A 17,457-nucleotide genomic window follows, 5' to 3' on the forward strand; every position below is an offset into this window, starting at 1 on the left:
GCCACGCTCGTATCCTCGACCCCGCCCCTTTCGGCGGGGTTTTTTTTAGGTTTAAGACAGCGGCAGAAATGTGGGAGGCGATCAACCTTTCTGCAGATTACGAATCAGAAAGCTCAGGGCCTTAGCCAGTTCGGCGGCGCCCTTGTGATCACGCACGATGGTCAGCATTGGGCTGCCGTCGTTGGGGTTGTGCAGCACGCAACTGATGCCGTTGGTCGGGCATTCGTAACGCACGAAAGGGTCGACGCCAAATAGCGGTACGCGCTGGTTGCGCACGGCAATATCGGTGCCCTGCTGGCCACGGGTTTCTTCACGCAGCAGCAGCTCGCCGGACTCGCCCTGGCGCAGCTGATAAAGCAGGTCCTGACGCTGCGCCTGGCCGACCTGATAGGCGGCGCGCAGGGCGTAGGTTTTTAGCAGATCATTGCAGTGCGCCAACAACGCCTGGCGGTCACTCTGGGTTAGATAAAGGCGTTTCAGTTCGAGCAGATAATTGCCCTGTTCGGCACTGCTCAAACCCGTGTCAGGCTCAGCGGCGAATACCGTTGAGGTGGCCATACAGCTGCTCAGCAGCACTGCGGATATTAGTTTTCTTGTCAGTCGCAATTGCATGATGCACCCTTACCCGACGCTATAAATGAAGTGAGTCGATTGCCGCTTCGATCAGCATACTGGAAGCCAGCCTCCGAATGAAAAGCCATCCCGATGCCGCGAGTCGTTTAGCGGCCGAGGTTGTGACGCAGTTGCCAGTGCCTTCGCGCCTTGGCTTGCTGCGTTTCGAGCGCTTGAATGAAGCCAGCTGGGCTCTGCTGTACCTCGATTCGGGCTGTGAACAACAGTTTGGTCTGCCCGCTCACGAACTCTGCTCCCTGCTCGATGCCCCCTACGCCAGCCTGATGGAACCCGCAGTGCGTCATCAGCTGCACGACAACATTGCGCAGCAGCTGGCCGAGCGTCGCCACTACAGCGTGCAGTACTGCCTGCACACCCCGCGCGGCAGCCTGACGCTGATGGAAGTCGGCGAAGCCTTCAAGCAACGCGGCCGGCACCTGCTGCGCGGCTACCTGCTGGTGATGAACGAGCAAAGCGCTCCCTCGCCACAGACCCTCGAACTCTACCAACGCAGCCAGGCCGAACTGCAGGCGCAGCAGCGTCGCACCCAAGCTCAGCAACAGTTGATCGTGACCCTCGCGCGCCACCATTACGGCGACAGCGATCCCTTGCGTGAAGCCGCCGAGCTGATCAGCAAAAGCGCCTGCGAACTGTATGGCGTTAGCCGCGTCGGCATCTGGAACCTCAATCAACATGTGCTGCAAGCGGTGGCCCTGTACCAACAGGACCAGGGCCGGCATGTCGCCCAGGACGATATCGACGCCAGCCCCTACCCCGCCTACCTGCAGGCGCTGCACAGCGGCCGCGCGCTGGACGCGCATGATGCCCACCAGGACCCGCGCACCTGCGAGCTGAGCAGCAGCTACCTGCAGCCCATGGGCATCACCGCCATGCTCGATGCCAGTATCCGCATCGCCGGTGAAGTGGTCGGCGTACTGTGCCTGGAACATATCGGCGGGCCGCGCACCTGGCAGGCCGACGAAATCGCCTTTGCCGGCGAACTGGCCGACCAGTACGCCCAGGTGCTGACCAATCAGCAACGGCGCTCCGCGACCAATGCACTGTACCTGTTTCAGCGCGCGGTCGAGCAGAGTTCCAGCGCCTTTATCCTGCTCGACCGCGATGGCCTGGTGGAGTACGTCAACCCAAGCTTTACCGCTATCACCCTGTACAGCGCCAGCGAAGTGCAGGGCCGTCGCCTGTCAGAAATTCCTGCCCTGGAGAACCTCAGCGATCTGCTGTTCGACGCCCGTTCCAGCCTGGCCGAACACAACAGCTGGCAGGGTGAATTCAAAAGCCGACGGAAGAACCTCGACCCTTATTGGGGCCAGTTGTCGCTGTCCAAGGTGCATGCCGACGATGGCAGCCTGACCCACTACATCGGCATCTACGAAGACGTTACCGCGAGCAAGCAGGCGCAGCAGCATATCGAGCGCCTGGCCTTTCGCGACAACCTGACCGGGCTGGGCAACCGCTACGCCTTTATCCGCTCGCTGGAGAAGCACTTCAGCGAACACCAGGGCAAACCGATCAGCCTGCTGCTGGTGGACATCGACAACTTCAAGCGGATCAACGACAGCCTCGGCCACCAGACCGGCGACAAACTGCTGGTCAGCCTGGCGCGCCGTCTGCGCAACACCCTGACCCCAAGCAGTGTGCTGGCGCGCTTTGCCAGCAACGAGTTCGCGGTACTGCTCGAGGCCAACCAGGCCGACAGCCAGTTGGTGGCGCAGAAGCTGCTGCACACCCTGGACAAGCCGCTGTTCGTCGACAATCAGCTGATCAGCGTCACCGGCTCCATCGGCCTGGGCTGCGCCCCCGAGCATGGCGATGACCCGCAGACCTTGATGAAGCACACCGGTCTGGCCCTGCATAAAGCCAAGGCCAACGGCAAAAACCAGCTGCAAGTGTTTACCGATGTGCTGAATGCCGAGGCGCACTACAAGCTGTTCGTCGAGAGCAACTTGCGCCGCGCACTGATGCAGAACGAGCTGGAAGTGTTCTACCAGCCCAAGCTGTGCCTGAAGAGCGGCCGACTGCTGGGCCTGGAAGCGCTGCTGCGCTGGCATCACCCGGACAAGGGCATGATCAGCCCGGACAAATTTATCAGCGTGGCGGAAGAAACCGGCCTGATCATCCCCATCGGCAAATGGGTAACCCGCCAAGCCTGCCGCATGAGTACGCAGCTGATCGCGATTGGCCACAAGCCGCTGCAGATGGCCATCAACCTGTCGCCCAAACAATTCTCCGATCCGGACCTGGTCGGCGAGATCGCCGCCATCCTGCATGAGGAACAGCTCGATCCAGCCCTGCTCGAACTGGAGCTGACCGAAAGCCTGCTACTGGAAGCCACCGAAGACACCCGCCACCAACTCAGCCGCCTGAAAAGCCTGGGCCTGACCCTGGCCATGGACGACTTCGGCACCGGTTACTCCTCGCTCAGCTACCTGAAGAAATTCCCCATCGACGTGATCAAGATTGATCGCAGCTTTATCAAGGACATCCCGGAGAATCAGGACGACATGGAAATCACCTCCGCGGTGATCGCCATGGCGCACAACCTGAAACTCAAGGTGGTGGCCGAAGGTATCGAGACGGCCGCGCAGCTGAACTTTCTTCGCCGCCAGCAATGCGATATCGGCCAGGGCTACCTGTTCGACAAACCCATCGCCAGCCGCGACCTACTGGAAAGTCTCAAGCGCTATCCAAACCGAGGCTAGCTGTAACAAGCTCGCCCTTTGACGGTCTATGACACACATGCTTCTGCTGAGGAAATGGCTCATGGTTCTGCGTTCGCAAATTCTCGCCCACAAACTCGAACTGCCCACCGCCGAGCAGGCCCTGCCTGGCCGCGCCGATGCAATAGCGGTGCCGGCTGCGCACTTCGTCAATGGCAACGCGCTGCAAGGGCCATTTCCTGCCGGGCTTGAGCAGGCGGTATTCGCCATGGGGTGTTTCTGGGGCGCCGAGCGGCGCTTCTGGCAGCAGCCGGGCGTGTGGAGTACGGCGGTCGGCTACGCCGGCGGCCATACGCCCAACCCGACCTATGAAGAAGCCTGCTCGGGCCTGACCGGCCACACCGAAGTAGTGCTGGTGGTGTTCGATCCCAAGGTCACCAGCTACGCCGCACTGCTGAAAGTGTTCTGGGAAGCGCACAACCCGACCCAGGGCATGCGCCAGGGTAACGACACGGGCAGCCAGTACCGTTCGGCGATCTACTGCTACGGCGTTGAACAGCTGGCGGCAGCAAAGAGCACGCAGGCGCAGTTCCAGGCCGAGTTGAGCAAAGCCGGTTTCGGCGCCATCACCACCGAAGTGCGCGAGGCGCCGCCGTTCTACTACGCTGAGACCTATCACCAGCAGTACCTGGCGAAGAACCCCGGCGGCTATTGCGGCCTGGGCGGCACGGGAACCTGCCTGCCGGGCTGATAGAGAGGGGATAGCACGATGGAACTCAGCAGCCTGACCAATCAGGTGTCGACCCAGGCAGCGGCTCAGGCCTCTGCCCTGGCCTCACTGCTGTTGCTACGCAAAACCCTGGAACTGCAGGCTGCCAGCATCGGCGGCCTGGTTGAGGCCGCCACGCCAGCCAGCACGTCGAGCAATCCGCCCAATCTGGGCAATAGCGTCGACGTGATGATTTAGCCAGCCACATCCGCCGCCGCACTGCCATCGGCGGCAGTTTCCGCCTTCCAGCTTTTCAATAGCTTGCCGACCTTGTAACCACGCCAGCCAAGCATGCGTGAAGCGGTCAACACGCCGGCCATCAGCGCGCCGCCAACGCCCGCAGTCACCGTATCGGCGCCGGTCAGATACAGGCCCTTGATCGGCGTCTGGCTGTGAATCCAGTGCTGCTCGAAGCGTTGCACCGTATGGTCGATGCCATAGATCTCGCCCTGCTCGTTCCACTGATACCACTCGGTGGACAGCGGCGTGCCCAGCTCGCAGAAGTCCAGCGCACCGCGCAGTTGCGGCTGATGCTGGTAAAGGGTTTCCAGCAGCTGCGCAGTCAGCTCGGCCTTGAACGCCTCGTAGTCGGCGCCGCGCTTGCCCCAGGTCGTACCCTTCCACTTCGCAAACCACTGTGGCTGGGTCGGCGCGACGATTTCCACCGTGGCCTTGTTGGGGTAATGCGCATCCCAGGCCGGGTCCTTGGCCGAGGGGAAGCTGATATAGATCAGCGGCATCGCCGGATTCTGCCCGGCCATAAAGCTGCTGACGTTGTGGTCGTGATCATGGGTCGGGTAGACCCAGTAATTGGTCTTCGGCAGCTTCAGCTCGGCGGCGCTGCCCTTGAAGCCGGCGTACAGGCACAGGGTGGCGGCCGACAGTTTGACCTTGGGCAGTTGCTCCAGCAGGCCATAGTCACTGGCCACCTGATGGTCGAGCAGGCGGGTATAGGTCGGCACCAGGCCGGCGCAGCTGACGATCTGCGGTGCGCGAATCTCAAAACCGTCTTTCTGCATCCGCACGCCAACTGCACGGCCGTTCTCCACCAGAATCTTGTCGACCCCGGCATAGGTGAACACATGGCCGCCGGCCGCTTCGATCACCGGGATGATGGTTTCGGAAATCTTCGTCGCGCCGCCCACCGGGTAATTGCCTCCAGTGATGTAGTGCTTGGCGACCATCGCATGCATAACAAAGGCAGCTTCGGCCGGCGGCAAGCCGTAATCGCCCCACTGCGCGGTGAGCACGCCGATCAGTTCCTGATTGTCGGTCAGGCCTTCGAGCACTTCGCGGGTGGTCTTGAAGAAGTAATCCGGCAACCACAGGCGGCGCAGTTTGCTATAGAGCATGCCCAATGAACGCGGCAGGGCTTGCCCTGCGAAGAAGCGCGGCACCTTGGCGCTGACCTCGCTAAGCAGGTCGACATAGCGCTCCAGCACCGCAGCCTCATTGGGGAAGTGGCGCGCCATCTCCGCCTTGAATTCCTCGCGCCCGGCCACGTAGTCATAGGTCTTGTCGCCAATCACGATGCGATCGTAGTGGGCATCCATCGGTGCCCATTCGAGCTTGCCGTCGCTGATCACATCGAACACCCGACGGATCGCCGACCAGGGTTTATGCACCTCGCCGATGTAATGCACGCCCACGTCCCACTCGTAGCCTTCGCGCTCATAGCTGTGGGTGTAACCGCCGGCGGTGTAGTGCTGCTCCAGCACGCACACGCGCTTGCCAAGCTTGGCCAGCAGCGCGGCGGTGGTCAGGCCGCCGATGCCGGAGCCAATGATGATGGCGTCGTAGTCACCCTGAACCAGGCGAGGACGGAAGCGGGTACCGGTGCGTTTCATGGGAAGCTCCTGCGTTATTCTTGTTATGCAATTTTTTGCATACTAGACAGCGATTGGAGTTGATGCAACTTTTTGCATAATCCGTATACTGCGGCGCACCTCAATAGCAGCCGGTGAAACCCGCTTATGTCGCTCAAGCACGCCATCCTTATCCTCCTGGAAAGCGAACCCGGCAGCGGCTACGACCTGCTCAAGCGCTTCAAGGATGGCCTCGGTTACTTCTGGAACGCCAAGCACCAACAGGTTTACCTGGAGCTGAAAAAGCTCAGTGAAGCCGGCTGGCTGGAATTCGAGGCGCAGGCCCAGGACACCCGCCCAGACAAGAAAAACTACCGACTGACCCCGGCCGGCCACGCCGCGCTGCTGCGCTGGCTGGGCGAACCGGTGCAGCCGAACAAGATCAACGATGCGCTGCTGGTCAAACTCTATGCAGGCGCACACACCTCGACCGCCAACCTGCGCGAGGAAATGCAGCGCCATGTGGCCGTGCACCGCAAGACCCTGGACAGCCTGCTGAGCATCGAACGCGACTACCAGGCCTTGCCGGATGAACAGCGCAAGGCGCTGCGCCTGCCCTACTTGACCCTGCGCCGCGGCATTCTCGGCGAACAGTCCTGGCTGGCCTGGGCGGATGAAGTCGAACAGGAACTGCGGAAAAACTAAGCCCCGCAGAACTCATTGCAGATTACTGCCAGGTCATAGGCAAACCGCTAGACTGCAAGCCAATAGCCACCAGTGCCGATACCCGCATGCCTGCGACCTCCGCCTACATATCTCCCGATCAGCTGTGCGTCGGCCTGTATATCCAGCTCGAACTGGCCTGGTGGGAACACAACTTTGCCTTTAGCAACTTCAAGATCAAGGATGAAGCGCAGATCAGCGCCTTGCGCGCCCTCGGCCTGGAGCGCCTGCGCTATGACCCGGCGCGCAGCGATTGTCCGCCACTCGCCGCCACTCCAACCCCGGTTGCGGCCGAGCCCGTAGCAGCGCCGATGCCCAGCCCGGCCGAACAGGCCAGCCTGGCCCGGGCGGAAAAGCTCAAGGCGCTGCGCAAGCGCCTGGCCGAGGTCGACCGCAAGTTCGTCCAGGCCAGCCAGCAGGTCAAGACACTTAACCAGACGCTGCGCAGCCGTCCGGAAGATGCCATCAAGCAGGCCGGAGAGATAGTCGGTGCGATGGTCGAAACCCTACTCGGCGGCAGCGGCGTGGTGCTGCACAGCATCAACAGCAAGGCCGCCGAAGACAGTTACTTTCACTCATTGAACGTCACGGTGCTGGCCTTGCTGCTCGGTCGCCAACTCGGCCTGGACAGCGAGGACTGCCATATCCTCGGCCTCGGCGCGTTGCTGCACGATGTCGGCAAGCTGGAAGTGCCAAGCAAGGTGCTGCTGAAAAGCGAGCCACTGACCCGCCCGGAACAGCAGCTGCTGCAACTGCACTGCGAATTCGGCCTGCGCATGGGCCACAAATTGATGCTCGACGACGAGGTGCTGCGCATCATCAACGAGCACCACGAGTACTGCGACGGCAGCGGCTACCCGCGCCAGCTGCGCGAGGCTGCCATTGGCCGGTTAAGCCGCCTGGTGTGCATCGCCAACCAGTTCGACAACCTCTGTAACCCGCTCAACCCGCGCGATGGCCTCAGCCCGCACGAGGCCCTGGCGCTGATGTTCAAGCAATACAGTGCGCGCTTCGATGCGGTGGCGCTGAAGGCCTTTATCCGGGTGATGGGCATCTACCCGCCGGGCAGCCTGGTGCAGCTGGAGGATCAGCGCTACGGCCTGATTCTCGGTATGAACCCGAGCCAGCCGCTGAAACCGACGCTAATTGTCTACGACGCCGCAGTGCCCAAGAACGAGGCATTGATCATCGATCTGGAACAGGAACCGCGCCTAAGCATCGCCGCCAGCCTACGCCCGGCCCAGCTGCCGCGCGAGGCGCTGGAATACCTTAATCCTCGCCAGCAGCTCACTTACTTCGTTGAGCCTACGCAGGGCCGTTAGCTGCCGCTGCTTTCCTCGATCAGCCAATCCATACGCCAGCCGCCCTGGCTCTGCCCGAGCAGTTGGGCCAGCCATGGCAGGATCTGCTTGAGTTCATCCTCCAGGCCCCATGGCGGGTTGCTGATCACCAGGCCGGAGCCGTTCAGGCGCGCGGCTTCATCGGTGGAATGCACATAGAGTTCCACGCGCAGCAGCTTGGGCGCCTTGCTCTTTTGCAGGTCGCTGTAGAAGCGCCGCAGCTGACGCAGATCCTTGATCGGGTACCAGATCGCTACCACCGCCTGGCGCATGCGGCCGATGGCTTCGCTCAGCGACTGGGCGCAGCGTTCCATCTCATCGACCTGCTCGAATGGCGGATCGATCAACAGCAGGGCGCGCTTCTCGCGGGTTGGCAGCAGGGCGCGCGGCACATGCCAGCCTTCACCCAGATGCACAGCGGCGCGGCGGTCGCCGTGCATGTTTTCCTTGAGCAGGCGACCATCTTCCGGGTGCTTCTCGTTCAGATGCAGGCGATCCTGTTCGCGCGTCAGCAGGCGCGCCAGCTCCGGCGAACCGGGGTAATGGCGCAACTCGCCATCCGGGTTCATCGCGCGGATCACTTCCAGATAATCCAGCAGCGGGTCTGGCACGTCCGTGGCCTGCCATAGCCGCGCGATGCCTTCTAGCCACTCGCCGGTACGGCTGGCCTGGTCGCCGCGCAGGTCATACAGACCGATGCCGGCATGGCTGTCGAGGTAGGCAAACGGCGCCTCCTTGCGTGACAGCAGGGCAATCAGACGGCTCAAGACATAGTGTTTCAGCACATCGGCATGGTTGCCGGCATGGAAGGCGTGACGGTAGTTCATCGGGGCGGGCTCCTATGGCCGCACAGTTTACCCGCTTGCATTAGAATTCCGCAGCCTGCTATCGCCCAGCCGGCCAACTGCCATGGAGATTGTCAGATGAACCTGCAACGCCTGCTGAATATCGACCTTCCGCTGATTCAGGCACCGATGGCTGGCGTGCAGCTGCATGGCTTGGCCGCAGCCGTGTCGAATGCCGGTGCGCTCGGTTCGTTGCCCTGCGCCATGCTCGACGCGGCCGGGTTGCGCAAGGAGCTGCAGGCGCTGAGCGAGAAAACCCGCAAGCCCTATAACCTGAATTTCTTCTGCCACACCCCGCCAGCCGCCGATGCTGCTCGCGAAGCAACCTGGCGCGAGGCGCTAAGCCCTTTCTACAACGAGCTAGGCATCGACCCGACGACTATCGCCAGCGGCCCCGGTCGCCTGCCATTCAGTGCCGAGATGGCCGATCTGCTCGATGAGTTTCGCCCGGCGGTGGTGAGCTTTCACTTCGGCCTGCCCTCCGCCGAGTTGCTGGCGCGGGTTAAAGCCTGCGGGGCCAAGGTGCTGAGCTCGGCGACCACGGTGGAGGAAGCGCTGTGGCTGGAAACTCATGGCGCCGATGCAATCATCGCCCAGGGTCTGGAAGCCGGCGGCCATCGCGGCATGTTCCTCACCGATGAGTTGAGCAGCCAACTCGGCACCTTTGCCCTGTTGCCGCAGATCGTCCAGGCCGTGCAGCTGCCGGTAATCGCCGCTGGCGGTATTGCCGATGCGCAAGGCGTGCGCGCCGCCATGGCCCTGGGCGCGGCAGGGGTGCAGATCGGCACCGCCTACCTGTGCTGCGATGAGGCCAGCACCAGCGCCATCCACCGCGCCGCCCTGCACAGCCCGGCGGCGCAGCACACAGCCCTGACCAATCTGTTTAGCGGCCGCCCGGCACGCGGCATCGTCAACCGGCTGATACGTGAGTTGGGCCCACTTAGCCCACTGGCACCGGCCTTCCCCCTGGCAACCGCGGCCATTGCACCGCTGCGCAGCCAGGCGGAAAGCCAGGGCAGTGGTGACTTCTCGCCACTCTGGGCCGGGCAGAATGTCAGTGGTTGCAAGAGCATCGGCGCCACCGAACTAACCCGCGAGCTGGCTCAGGGTTTTGCTCCGTAGCCCGGATAAGACACGGCACGCGGCGCAATCCGGGAAATCTCCCCCGGATTGCGCCAAGGCTTATCCGGGCTACCCAAGCACTGCCCAACGCCCCGTTATCACGCTTATTGATAGTGCTGGGAGCCGCACGCGCTGCTGCTTAGAATCTGTTTCGGATCTCGCGAGCTAGAGCGAGACAAGGCAAAAACAGGCGAGGAAGCGGAGTTTACGAGCTGTAAATGAGCATTCCGAGCCTGTTTTTAACGCAGTATCGCCGACGCGCAGCAGAGCCGAGACAGGTTCTAGACTCGGCGCATCGCCACCGGAGGCACACCCATGTCCGAGTCCCTGCTCAGTTCCCGCAACCTGGCCTTCGAGCTGTACGAAGTGCTGGACGCCGAAGGCCTGACCCAGCGCGAGCGTTTCGCCGAGCACAGCCGCGAAACCTTTGACGCGGCCATCGACACCGCCCGCAGCATCGCGGAAAACCTGTTCGCCCCGCACAACCGCAAGAATGACGAACACGAGCCGGAGTATGTCGACGGCGCAGCGGTGCTGATCCCCGAGGTCAAACCGGCGGTGGACGCCTTCCTTGAGGCAGGCTTTCTTAATGCCACTCGCGAGTTCGAGGTCGGCGGCATGCAGCTGCCTAACCTGCTGTCGCAGGCCTGCTTCGCGCACTTCCAGTCGGCGAATGCGGCGACCACGTCCTACCCGTTTCTGACCATGGGCGCGGCCAATCTGATCGAGACGTTCGGCAGCGATGAGCAGAAACAGCGCTTTCTGCAGCCGATGATCGACGGGCGCTTCTTCGGCACCATGGCCCTGACCGAGCCCCATGCGGGCTCCTCCCTGTCGGATATCCGCACCCGCGCCGAACCAGCCGAAGACGGCACCTACCGGCTCAAGGGCAACAAGATCTTTATCTCTGGCGGCGACCATCCTCTGTCGGAAAACATCGTGCATATGGTCCTGGCCAAGCTGCCGGACGCCCCCGCCGGGGTAAAAGGCATTTCGCTATTTATCGTGCCGAAGTTTCTGGTTAACGATGACGGCAGCCTGGGCAAGCGCAACGACGTGGTGCTGGCCGGGCTGTTCCACAAGATGGGCTGGCGCGGCACCACCTCCACGGCACTTAACTTCGGCGATAACAGCGACTGCGTCGGCTATCTGGTGGGCAAGCCGCACCACGGCCTGAGCTATATGTTCCAGATGATGAACGAAGCGCGCATCGGCGTCGGCATGGGCGCGGTGATGCTCGGCTACGCCGGTTACCTCTACTCGCTCGACTACGCCCGCCAGCGCCCGCAAGGTCGTCTGCCCGATGGCAAGGACCCGACCTCCGGCCAAGTAGCGATCATCGAGCACGCCGATGTACGGCGCATGCTGCTGACCCAGAAAGCCTATGTCGAAGGTTCCTTCGACCTCGGCCTGTACGCCGCACGGCTGTTCGACGACACCCAGACCCTGGCGACCGAAGAAGAGCGCCGCATTGCCCTGGAGCTGCTCGATCTGCTCACCCCAATCGTCAAATCCTGGCCGTCGGAGTTCTGCCTCAAGGCCAACGAGCTGGCCATCCAGATTCTCGGCGGCCATGGCTACACCCGCGATTACCCGGTGGAGCAGTACTACCGCGACAACCGCCTGAACCCGATCCACGAAGGCACCCACGGCATCCAGTCCCTCGACCTGCTCGGGCGCAAGGTCTCGATGAATGGCGGCGCGGCGCTCAAGCAGCTGCTCAAGCTGATTCACGGCACCTGCCAGCGCGCCGAAGCCCAGGCCTCGCTGACCGCCCTGCGCCAGCCGCTGGAGCAACTGCTGGCACGCCTGCAAACGGTGACCCTGGCACTGCTGGGCGATTTGATGAGCGGCAAAGTCAACCAGGGCCTGGCCAACTCGGCGCTGTACCTGAAAGTCTTTGGCCACACCGTGATTGGCTGGCGCTGGCTGGAGCAGGCGATTCGCGCCGAAGAAGGCCTGGCGCGCGGCAACGCCGCCGATGCCGACTTCTACCAGGGCAAGCTACAGGCCGCGCGCTACTTCCTGACCTGGGAAGTCCCGAGCTGCCACCACGACCTGGCCATCCTCGAAGCCCGCGACGACACTTGCCTGGGTATGCAGGACGCCTGGTTCTGATCCCGCACGCGTATCCGTAAACCTGACGCCCCGCTGAACGCGGGGCGTTTTTTTTCAGCGGCAAAGCCGGTCAGCGGTTAGAATCGCTGGCACGCGCCATGCATAGTGGCACGCTCACCAACCCGCACGGAGTACGCGCCTTGGATGCCAGCACCATCAATAATCTGTTTTTGATCGGTGCAATGCTGGTGGCCATGAGCATTCTGGTCAGCGCCTTCGGTTCGCGTTTCGGCATCCCGATTCTGGTGATCTTTCTCGCTGTCGGCATGCTCGCCGGCACCGACGGCCCTGGCGGCATCATCTTCAACAATTACCCGCTGGCCTACCTGGTTGGCAACCTGGCGCTGGCCATCATCCTCCTCGATGGCGGTATGCGTACGCGGGTCTCCAGTTTTCGTGTGGCCTTGTGGCCCTCGTTGTCCCTGGCCACGTTGGGCGTGCTGCTGACTGCTGGGTTAACCGGTGTCGCGGCGGCCTGGCTGTTCGACCTGACCTGGATGGAAGGCCTGCTGATCGGCGCCATCGTCGGCTCCACCGATGCGGCTGCGGTATTCAGCCTGCTCGGCGGGCGCGGCCTTAACGAACGGGTCAGCGCCACCCTGGAAATCGAATCCGGCAGCAACGACCCGATGGCGGTATTTCTTACCGTTACCCTGATCGCCATGCTCGCCAGCGGCCAGGACGGCCTGAGCTGGAGCCTGCTGGTGCAGCTGCTGCAGCAGTTCGGCATCGGCGCGCTGTTCGGCCTCGGTGGCGGCTGGCTGCTGCTCAACCTGATCAACCGCATGGAACTGGCCAACGGTCTGTATCCGCTGCTGGTGGTCAGCGGCGGCCTGATCATCTTTGCCATCACCACCGCTGTCGGCGGCAGCGGCATCCTGTCGATCTACCTGTGCGGCTTGCTGCTGGGCAACCGGCCGATCCGCTCGCGCCACGGCATCCTGCATATGCTCGACGGCCTGACCTGGCTGGCACAGATCGGCATGTTCCTGGTCCTTGGCCTGCTGGTCACCCCACACGAGCTGCTGCCCATTGCCCTGCCGGCCCTGGGTCTGGCGCTGTGGATGATCCTGTTTGCCCGGCCGCTGTCGGTATTTCTCGGCCTGCTGCCCTTCAAGGCGTTCCATGACCGCGAGCGCGCCTTTATCGCCTGGGTCGGCCTGCGCGGCGCGGTGCCGATTATTCTCGCGGTGTTCCCGCTGATGGCCGGCCTACCGAATGCCCAGCTGTTCTTCAACGTGGCGTTCTTTATCGTGCTGGTCTCGCTGCTGCTGCAGGGCACCAGCCTGCCGTTTGCCGCCAAATTGCTGCGCGTCACCGTACCGCCGGAGCCGGCGCCCATATCGCGCGCGGGGCTGGACGTGCACCCGACTAGCCAGTGGGAGCTGTTTATCTACCGTCTCGGGGCGGAAAAATGGTGCATCGGCGCGCCGTTGCGCGAGCTGAAGATGCCCGAAGGCACGCGCATCGCCGCACTGTTCCGCGGCAAGGAGCTGCTACACCCCTCCGGCAGCACCACCCTGGATGCTGGTGACCTGCTCTGCGTGGTCGGCCATGAACACGACCTGCCCGCCCTTGGCAAGCTGTTTAGCCAGGCGCCCACACGCGGCCAGGACCTGCGTTTCTTCGGTGATTTCGTGCTGGAAGGCGATGCCGAACTGGCCGCCATCGCCGCCCTCTACGGCCTGAAACTGGAAGGCGCCGAAGGCCAGCTGCACCTGGGCCGCTTTATTGCCCACAAGATTGGCGGCTCGCCGGTCATCGGCGACCAGGTGGAATGGCAAGGCCTGACCTGGACTGTGGCCGCCATGGAAGGGAACAAGATCCGCAAGGTCGGCGTCAGATTCCCCGAAGGCAGTCGCCCAGGCCCTGGGCTCTTCCTCTAACCGCCGGTTCACGCTCAGCTGCGCGCCAGCCCTGTTGCGTAAACAAGCGCAGCGCGAGATCGTAACCCGCCACTAAAAAGCCGTTATTCGCGGCACAGGCGCCGACTCTGGCGCCTGTTAAACTCAGCTTCTTTTCGAGCCAACGATCGTCACTATGCCCTCTCTTCGCACTTATCTTGCCGTCGCCCTGCTCGGGCTGTGCCTGAGCGCCCCGTTGCTGCATGCCGCTGAGCCACCGAGCCGCGCTGCCGTACAAAACAGCCTGGACAACCTGGCCGAGCGAAAGCTGCCGGAAGCCGAGCAGCTGGCCGTCAAGCAGACCCTGGAGAAAACCCTGACGCTGCTGGATGAGAAAGCCGACAGCGAAAAGCGTCTGGCCGACCTTGAAAAGCAACTGCAGCAAGCCCCACGCTTGATTGGCGAGGCGCAGCGCGACTTTGATCGACTGAAAAACAGCCTGCCCACCGAGGTCAATCTGCGCTATGGCAAAAGCGCGCTGCCGCTGCTCGAACAACTGCTGGCCGAGCGCAACGCGCAACTCAACGAGTGGCAGAAACAGATCATCGAAGCCAATAGCCTGGTGATCACCTCGCAAACCCGCCCGGAGCGCGCCCAGGCAGAAATCAGCAGCAACCAGACCCGCAGCCAGACGATCAACGGCATCCTGAAAAGTGGCCGCGAGGCCAACAAACCGCTGAGCAACGAACGCCGTGACCAGCTGCATGCCGAACTGGCCAAGCTGGATGCGCAAACCCAGCTGCGCCGCCAGGAACTGGCCGGCAACAGCCTGCTGCAGGACCTTGGCAACAGCCGCCGTAGCCTCTTGGAAGAGCGCATCAGACGCCTCGAACAGGAACTGCTCGAGCTGCAGAACCTGATCAATGAAAAGCGCCGCAACCTCTCCGAGCAGACCGTCGCCGAGCAATCACGTGAGGCCGAAAAAGCCGGTAGCGACACCGTGCTGGCCCGCGAAAGCGCACTCAACCTGAAACTCTCCGACTACCTGCTGCGCGCCACCGACCGGCTCAATGAACTGACCCGCCTGAACCTGCAGACCAAGCAGCAACTCGACAGTCTGAGCCAAAGCGACCAGGCCCTGGCCGAACAGATCAGCGTGCTGCAGGGCAGCCTGCTGCTCTCGCGCATTCTTTATAAGCAGCAACAGGCGCTGCCGACGCTGAAGATCGACAGCAACCTGCCTGACCAGATTGCCGACCTGCGCCTGTACCAGTTCGAGCTTAACCAGCAACGCGAGGCCATCAGCAACCCCAGCGTGTATGTCGAGAAACTGCTCACCACCGCTGACAGCAACGCTGACACTCAGGCCCTGCGCACCGACCTGCTGGAAATCATCAATACCCGCCGCGAGCTGATCGACCGCCTTAACCGTGAGCTGAATGCCCTGCTCAACGAGTCGATCACCCTGCAGCTGAGTCAGAAGCAGCTGAAAACCACTGCCGACACCCTGCGCGCCACCCTCGACGAGCAGATGTTCTGGATTCCCAGCAACAAGCCGCTGGATCTGGAGTGGATCAAGTCCGTGCCGCGCCTGCTCGAACGACAGATTGCCGAACTGCCCTGGGGCGCCAACCTGCGCCAGCTAGGCGCCGGCCTGACCGAGCGGCCGCTGCTGTTCCTGCCCTTGCTGTTGCTGATTGGCGTGCTGCTGTGGCGCCGTGGTTACCTGTACCGCAAGCTCGCCGAGCTGCACCAGGACATCGGCCACTTCAAGCGCGACAGCCAGCTGCACACGCCGATGGCGATCATGCTCAACGTCTTGCTGGCACTGCCCGGCACGCTGTTCCTGGCGCTGTGCGGCTTCGCCCTGCAAATGGATGCCCGCGGGCAGAATGCCAACCTGGGTGAGGCGCTGTTCCAGATGGCCCAGGCCTGGCTGGTGTTCTACACCCTGTACCGCATCCTCGCCGATGGCGGCGTGGCCGAACTGCACTTCCGCTGGGGACGCTCGCAAGTCGCCTTCCTGCATCGGCAGGTACGCCGTCTGGGCCTGGTGGTGATGGCCATGGTCGCCGTGGTCACGGTGGCCAAGCACCAACCCGCCGGCCTGGGCGATGACGTGATCGGCCTGACCGTGGTGCTGACCTGCTACGCGCTGATGGTCTGGCTGCTGCACAAGCTGCTGCTCACCGGCCCGGCCCGCGAACATGCCTCGCCCTTCCGCATGCTGATCGGCATGGCCCTGAGCCTGCTGCCGTTGGCGCTGATCATTGCGGTCGGCCTCGGCTACTACTACACCGCGCTGAAACTCAGCGACCGCCTGATCAACACCCTCTACCTGCTGGTGATCTGGCTGGTCATCGAAGCCACCTTCGTGCGCGGCCTGGGCGTTGCCGCACGCCGCCTGGCCTACCAGCGCGCCACGGCCAAACGCCAGGCGCAGAGCAAGGACAGCGGCGAAGGCACGGAAACCGTGGTCGAAGAGCCGACCCTGGATATCGAACAGGTCAACCAGCAGTCGCTGCGCCTGATTCGCCTGGCCCTGCTCGGCACCTTTATCGCCGGCCTGTACTGGGTCTGGGCGGACCTGATCTCGGTATTCACCTACCTCGACAATATCTCCCTCTACGAATACAACAGCGGCACCGGCGATGCCGCCACCTTGGTGCCAATCAGCCTCAGCGACGTGCTCGGCGCGCTGATCATCGTCGGCATCACCATCGCCCTGGCGCGCAACCTGCCTGGCCTGCTTGAAGTGCTGGTGTTGTCGCGACTGAGCCTGGCCCAGGGCAGCGCTTACGCCACCACCACCCTGCTGTCCTACCTGATCGTGGCCACTGGTTTTGTCGTCACCCTGTCGACCCTCGGCGTCAGCTGGGACAAGTTGCAATGGCTGGTCGCCGCGCTGTCGGTAGGCCTGGGCTTCGGTTTGCAGGAGATTTTCGCCAACTTTATCTCCGGCCTGATCATCCTGTTCGAGCGCCCGGTGCGCATCGGCGACGTGGTGACCATCGGCAACCTGTCCGGCACCGTGAGCAAGATCCGCATCCGCGCCACCACCATCACCGATTTCGACCGCAAAGAAATCATCGTACCGAACAAGACCTTCGTCACCGATCAGCTGATCAACTGGTCGCTCAACGATACGGTTACCCGGGTGATCATCAAGGTCGGCGTAGCCTACGAAACCGACCTGCCGCTGGCGCGCAAGCTGATGATGCAGGCCGCCGAAGAAAACCCACGGGTACTGCGCGACCCGGCGCCGCTGCTGTTCTTCCTGACCATCAGCGCCAGCACCTTCGACTACGAGCTGCGCTTCCATGTGCGTGAACTGGGCGACCGTAACGCGGCCACCGACGAAATCCTCACGCGTATCGCCCTGACCTTCCGGGAAAACAACGTGGAAATGGCCTTCAACCAGGTCGAGGTGATGATCAAGAACCTGCACGGCCAGGAGCTCAACCTGAGCAGCGGACAAATGGTTGCAGCCACTGCGGCGGCCGATGCGCAACAAGGGCAACTGCCCCCGACCGCACCAGCGCCGGCAATCGACCCACAGTAACGTGCCGCCAGGCCCGCTGGTGCGGGCCGCCACCTCACC

Annotated in this window: 12 protein-coding genes; 9 read left to right on the forward strand and 3 right to left on the reverse strand. The window is 62.8% G+C overall.

The features are described from left to right. Positions 1–81: 81 nt before the first annotated feature. Positions 82–558, reverse strand: a complete 477-nt coding sequence (locus tag Q8O69_RS13890) for a hypothetical protein (RefSeq protein ID WP_305592904.1) — start codon at positions 556–558, stop codon at positions 82–84. Between the two features lie 131 nt (positions 559–689). Between Q8O69_RS13890 and Q8O69_RS13895 the strand changes: the two genes are divergently transcribed. The 3 genes from Q8O69_RS13895 (at position 690) to Q8O69_RS13905 (ending at position 4,257) form a co-directional block, all read left to right on the forward strand. Further along, the gene (locus Q8O69_RS13895; RefSeq protein WP_305592905.1) at positions 690–3,332 is read left to right on the forward strand and encodes a bifunctional diguanylate cyclase/phosphodiesterase; all 2,643 of its coding nucleotides are present in this window, start codon (positions 690–692) and stop codon (positions 3,330–3,332) included. A gap of 61 nt (positions 3,333–3,393) precedes the next feature. After that, positions 3,394–4,041: a peptide-methionine (S)-S-oxide reductase MsrA gene (msrA, locus tag Q8O69_RS13900; protein WP_305592906.1), complete on the forward strand. Its 648-nt coding sequence runs from the start codon at positions 3,394–3,396 to the stop codon at positions 4,039–4,041. Between the two features lie 18 nt (positions 4,042–4,059). Further along, a complete protein-coding gene (locus Q8O69_RS13905) occupies positions 4,060–4,257 on the forward strand; it encodes a putative motility protein (protein WP_305592907.1) in 198 nt (65 codons plus the stop codon). On the opposite strand, the gene Q8O69_RS13910 is transcribed toward Q8O69_RS13905, so the two are convergent. Next, positions 4,254–5,906: an NAD(P)/FAD-dependent oxidoreductase gene (locus tag Q8O69_RS13910; protein WP_305592908.1), complete on the reverse strand. Its 1,653-nt coding sequence runs from the start codon at positions 5,904–5,906 to the stop codon at positions 4,254–4,256. The two genes, Q8O69_RS13905 and Q8O69_RS13910, sit on opposite strands and share 4 nt — an antisense overlap. Positions 5,907–6,032: 126 nt before the next feature. Here Q8O69_RS13910 and Q8O69_RS13915 point away from each other — a divergent pair, with 126 nt between their 5' ends. Together Q8O69_RS13915 and Q8O69_RS13920 are read left to right on the forward strand one after the other, a co-directional pair. Beyond that, complete coding sequence (locus Q8O69_RS13915) at positions 6,033–6,569, forward strand: PadR family transcriptional regulator (RefSeq protein WP_305592909.1); 537 nt, start codon at positions 6,033–6,035, stop codon at positions 6,567–6,569. A gap of 86 nt (positions 6,570–6,655) precedes the next feature. Continuing rightward, entirely contained in the window at positions 6,656–7,909 is a 1,254-nt protein-coding gene (locus Q8O69_RS13920) for an HD-GYP domain-containing protein (RefSeq protein WP_305592910.1), read from the forward strand. Here Q8O69_RS13920 and Q8O69_RS13925 read toward each other — a convergent pair. Then, positions 7,906–8,754, reverse strand: coding sequence for a 23S rRNA (adenine(2030)-N(6))-methyltransferase RlmJ (locus tag Q8O69_RS13925; protein ID WP_305592911.1), 849 nt, complete (start codon positions 8,752–8,754; stop codon positions 7,906–7,908). The genes Q8O69_RS13920 and Q8O69_RS13925 overlap by 4 nt on opposite strands. 96 nt (positions 8,755–8,850) lie before the next feature. On the opposite strand from Q8O69_RS13925, the gene Q8O69_RS13930 reads away from it, so the two are divergent. The 4 genes from Q8O69_RS13930 to mscK all read left to right on the forward strand — a co-directional run bounded on the left by Q8O69_RS13930 (position 8,851) and on the right by mscK (position 17,418). Continuing rightward, on the forward strand, positions 8,851–9,894 hold the full coding sequence (locus Q8O69_RS13930) for a nitronate monooxygenase family protein (protein WP_305592912.1): 1,044 nt from the start codon (positions 8,851–8,853) through the stop codon (positions 9,892–9,894). Positions 9,895–10,209: 315 nt separating this feature from the next. Beyond that, positions 10,210–12,012 carry an acyl-CoA dehydrogenase gene (locus Q8O69_RS13935; RefSeq protein ID WP_305592913.1) on the forward strand — a complete coding sequence of 601 codons (1,803 nt, stop codon included), beginning with the start codon at positions 10,210–10,212 and terminating at the stop codon, positions 12,010–12,012. Positions 12,013–12,152: 140 nt separating this feature from the next. Beyond that, positions 12,153–13,898, forward strand: a complete 1,746-nt coding sequence (locus Q8O69_RS13940; RefSeq protein WP_305592930.1) for a potassium/proton antiporter — start codon at positions 12,153–12,155, stop codon at positions 13,896–13,898. Positions 13,899–14,052: 154 nt separating this feature from the next. Then, positions 14,053–17,418 carry a mechanosensitive channel MscK gene (mscK, locus tag Q8O69_RS13945; protein ID WP_305592914.1) on the forward strand — a complete coding sequence of 1,122 codons (3,366 nt, stop codon included), beginning with the start codon at positions 14,053–14,055 and terminating at the stop codon, positions 17,416–17,418. Positions 17,419–17,457 lie beyond the last annotated feature (39 nt).

Source organism: Pseudomonas sp., from assembly GCF_030690725.1.
Classification (GTDB): Bacteria; Pseudomonadota; Gammaproteobacteria; order Pseudomonadales; family Pseudomonadaceae; genus Aquipseudomonas.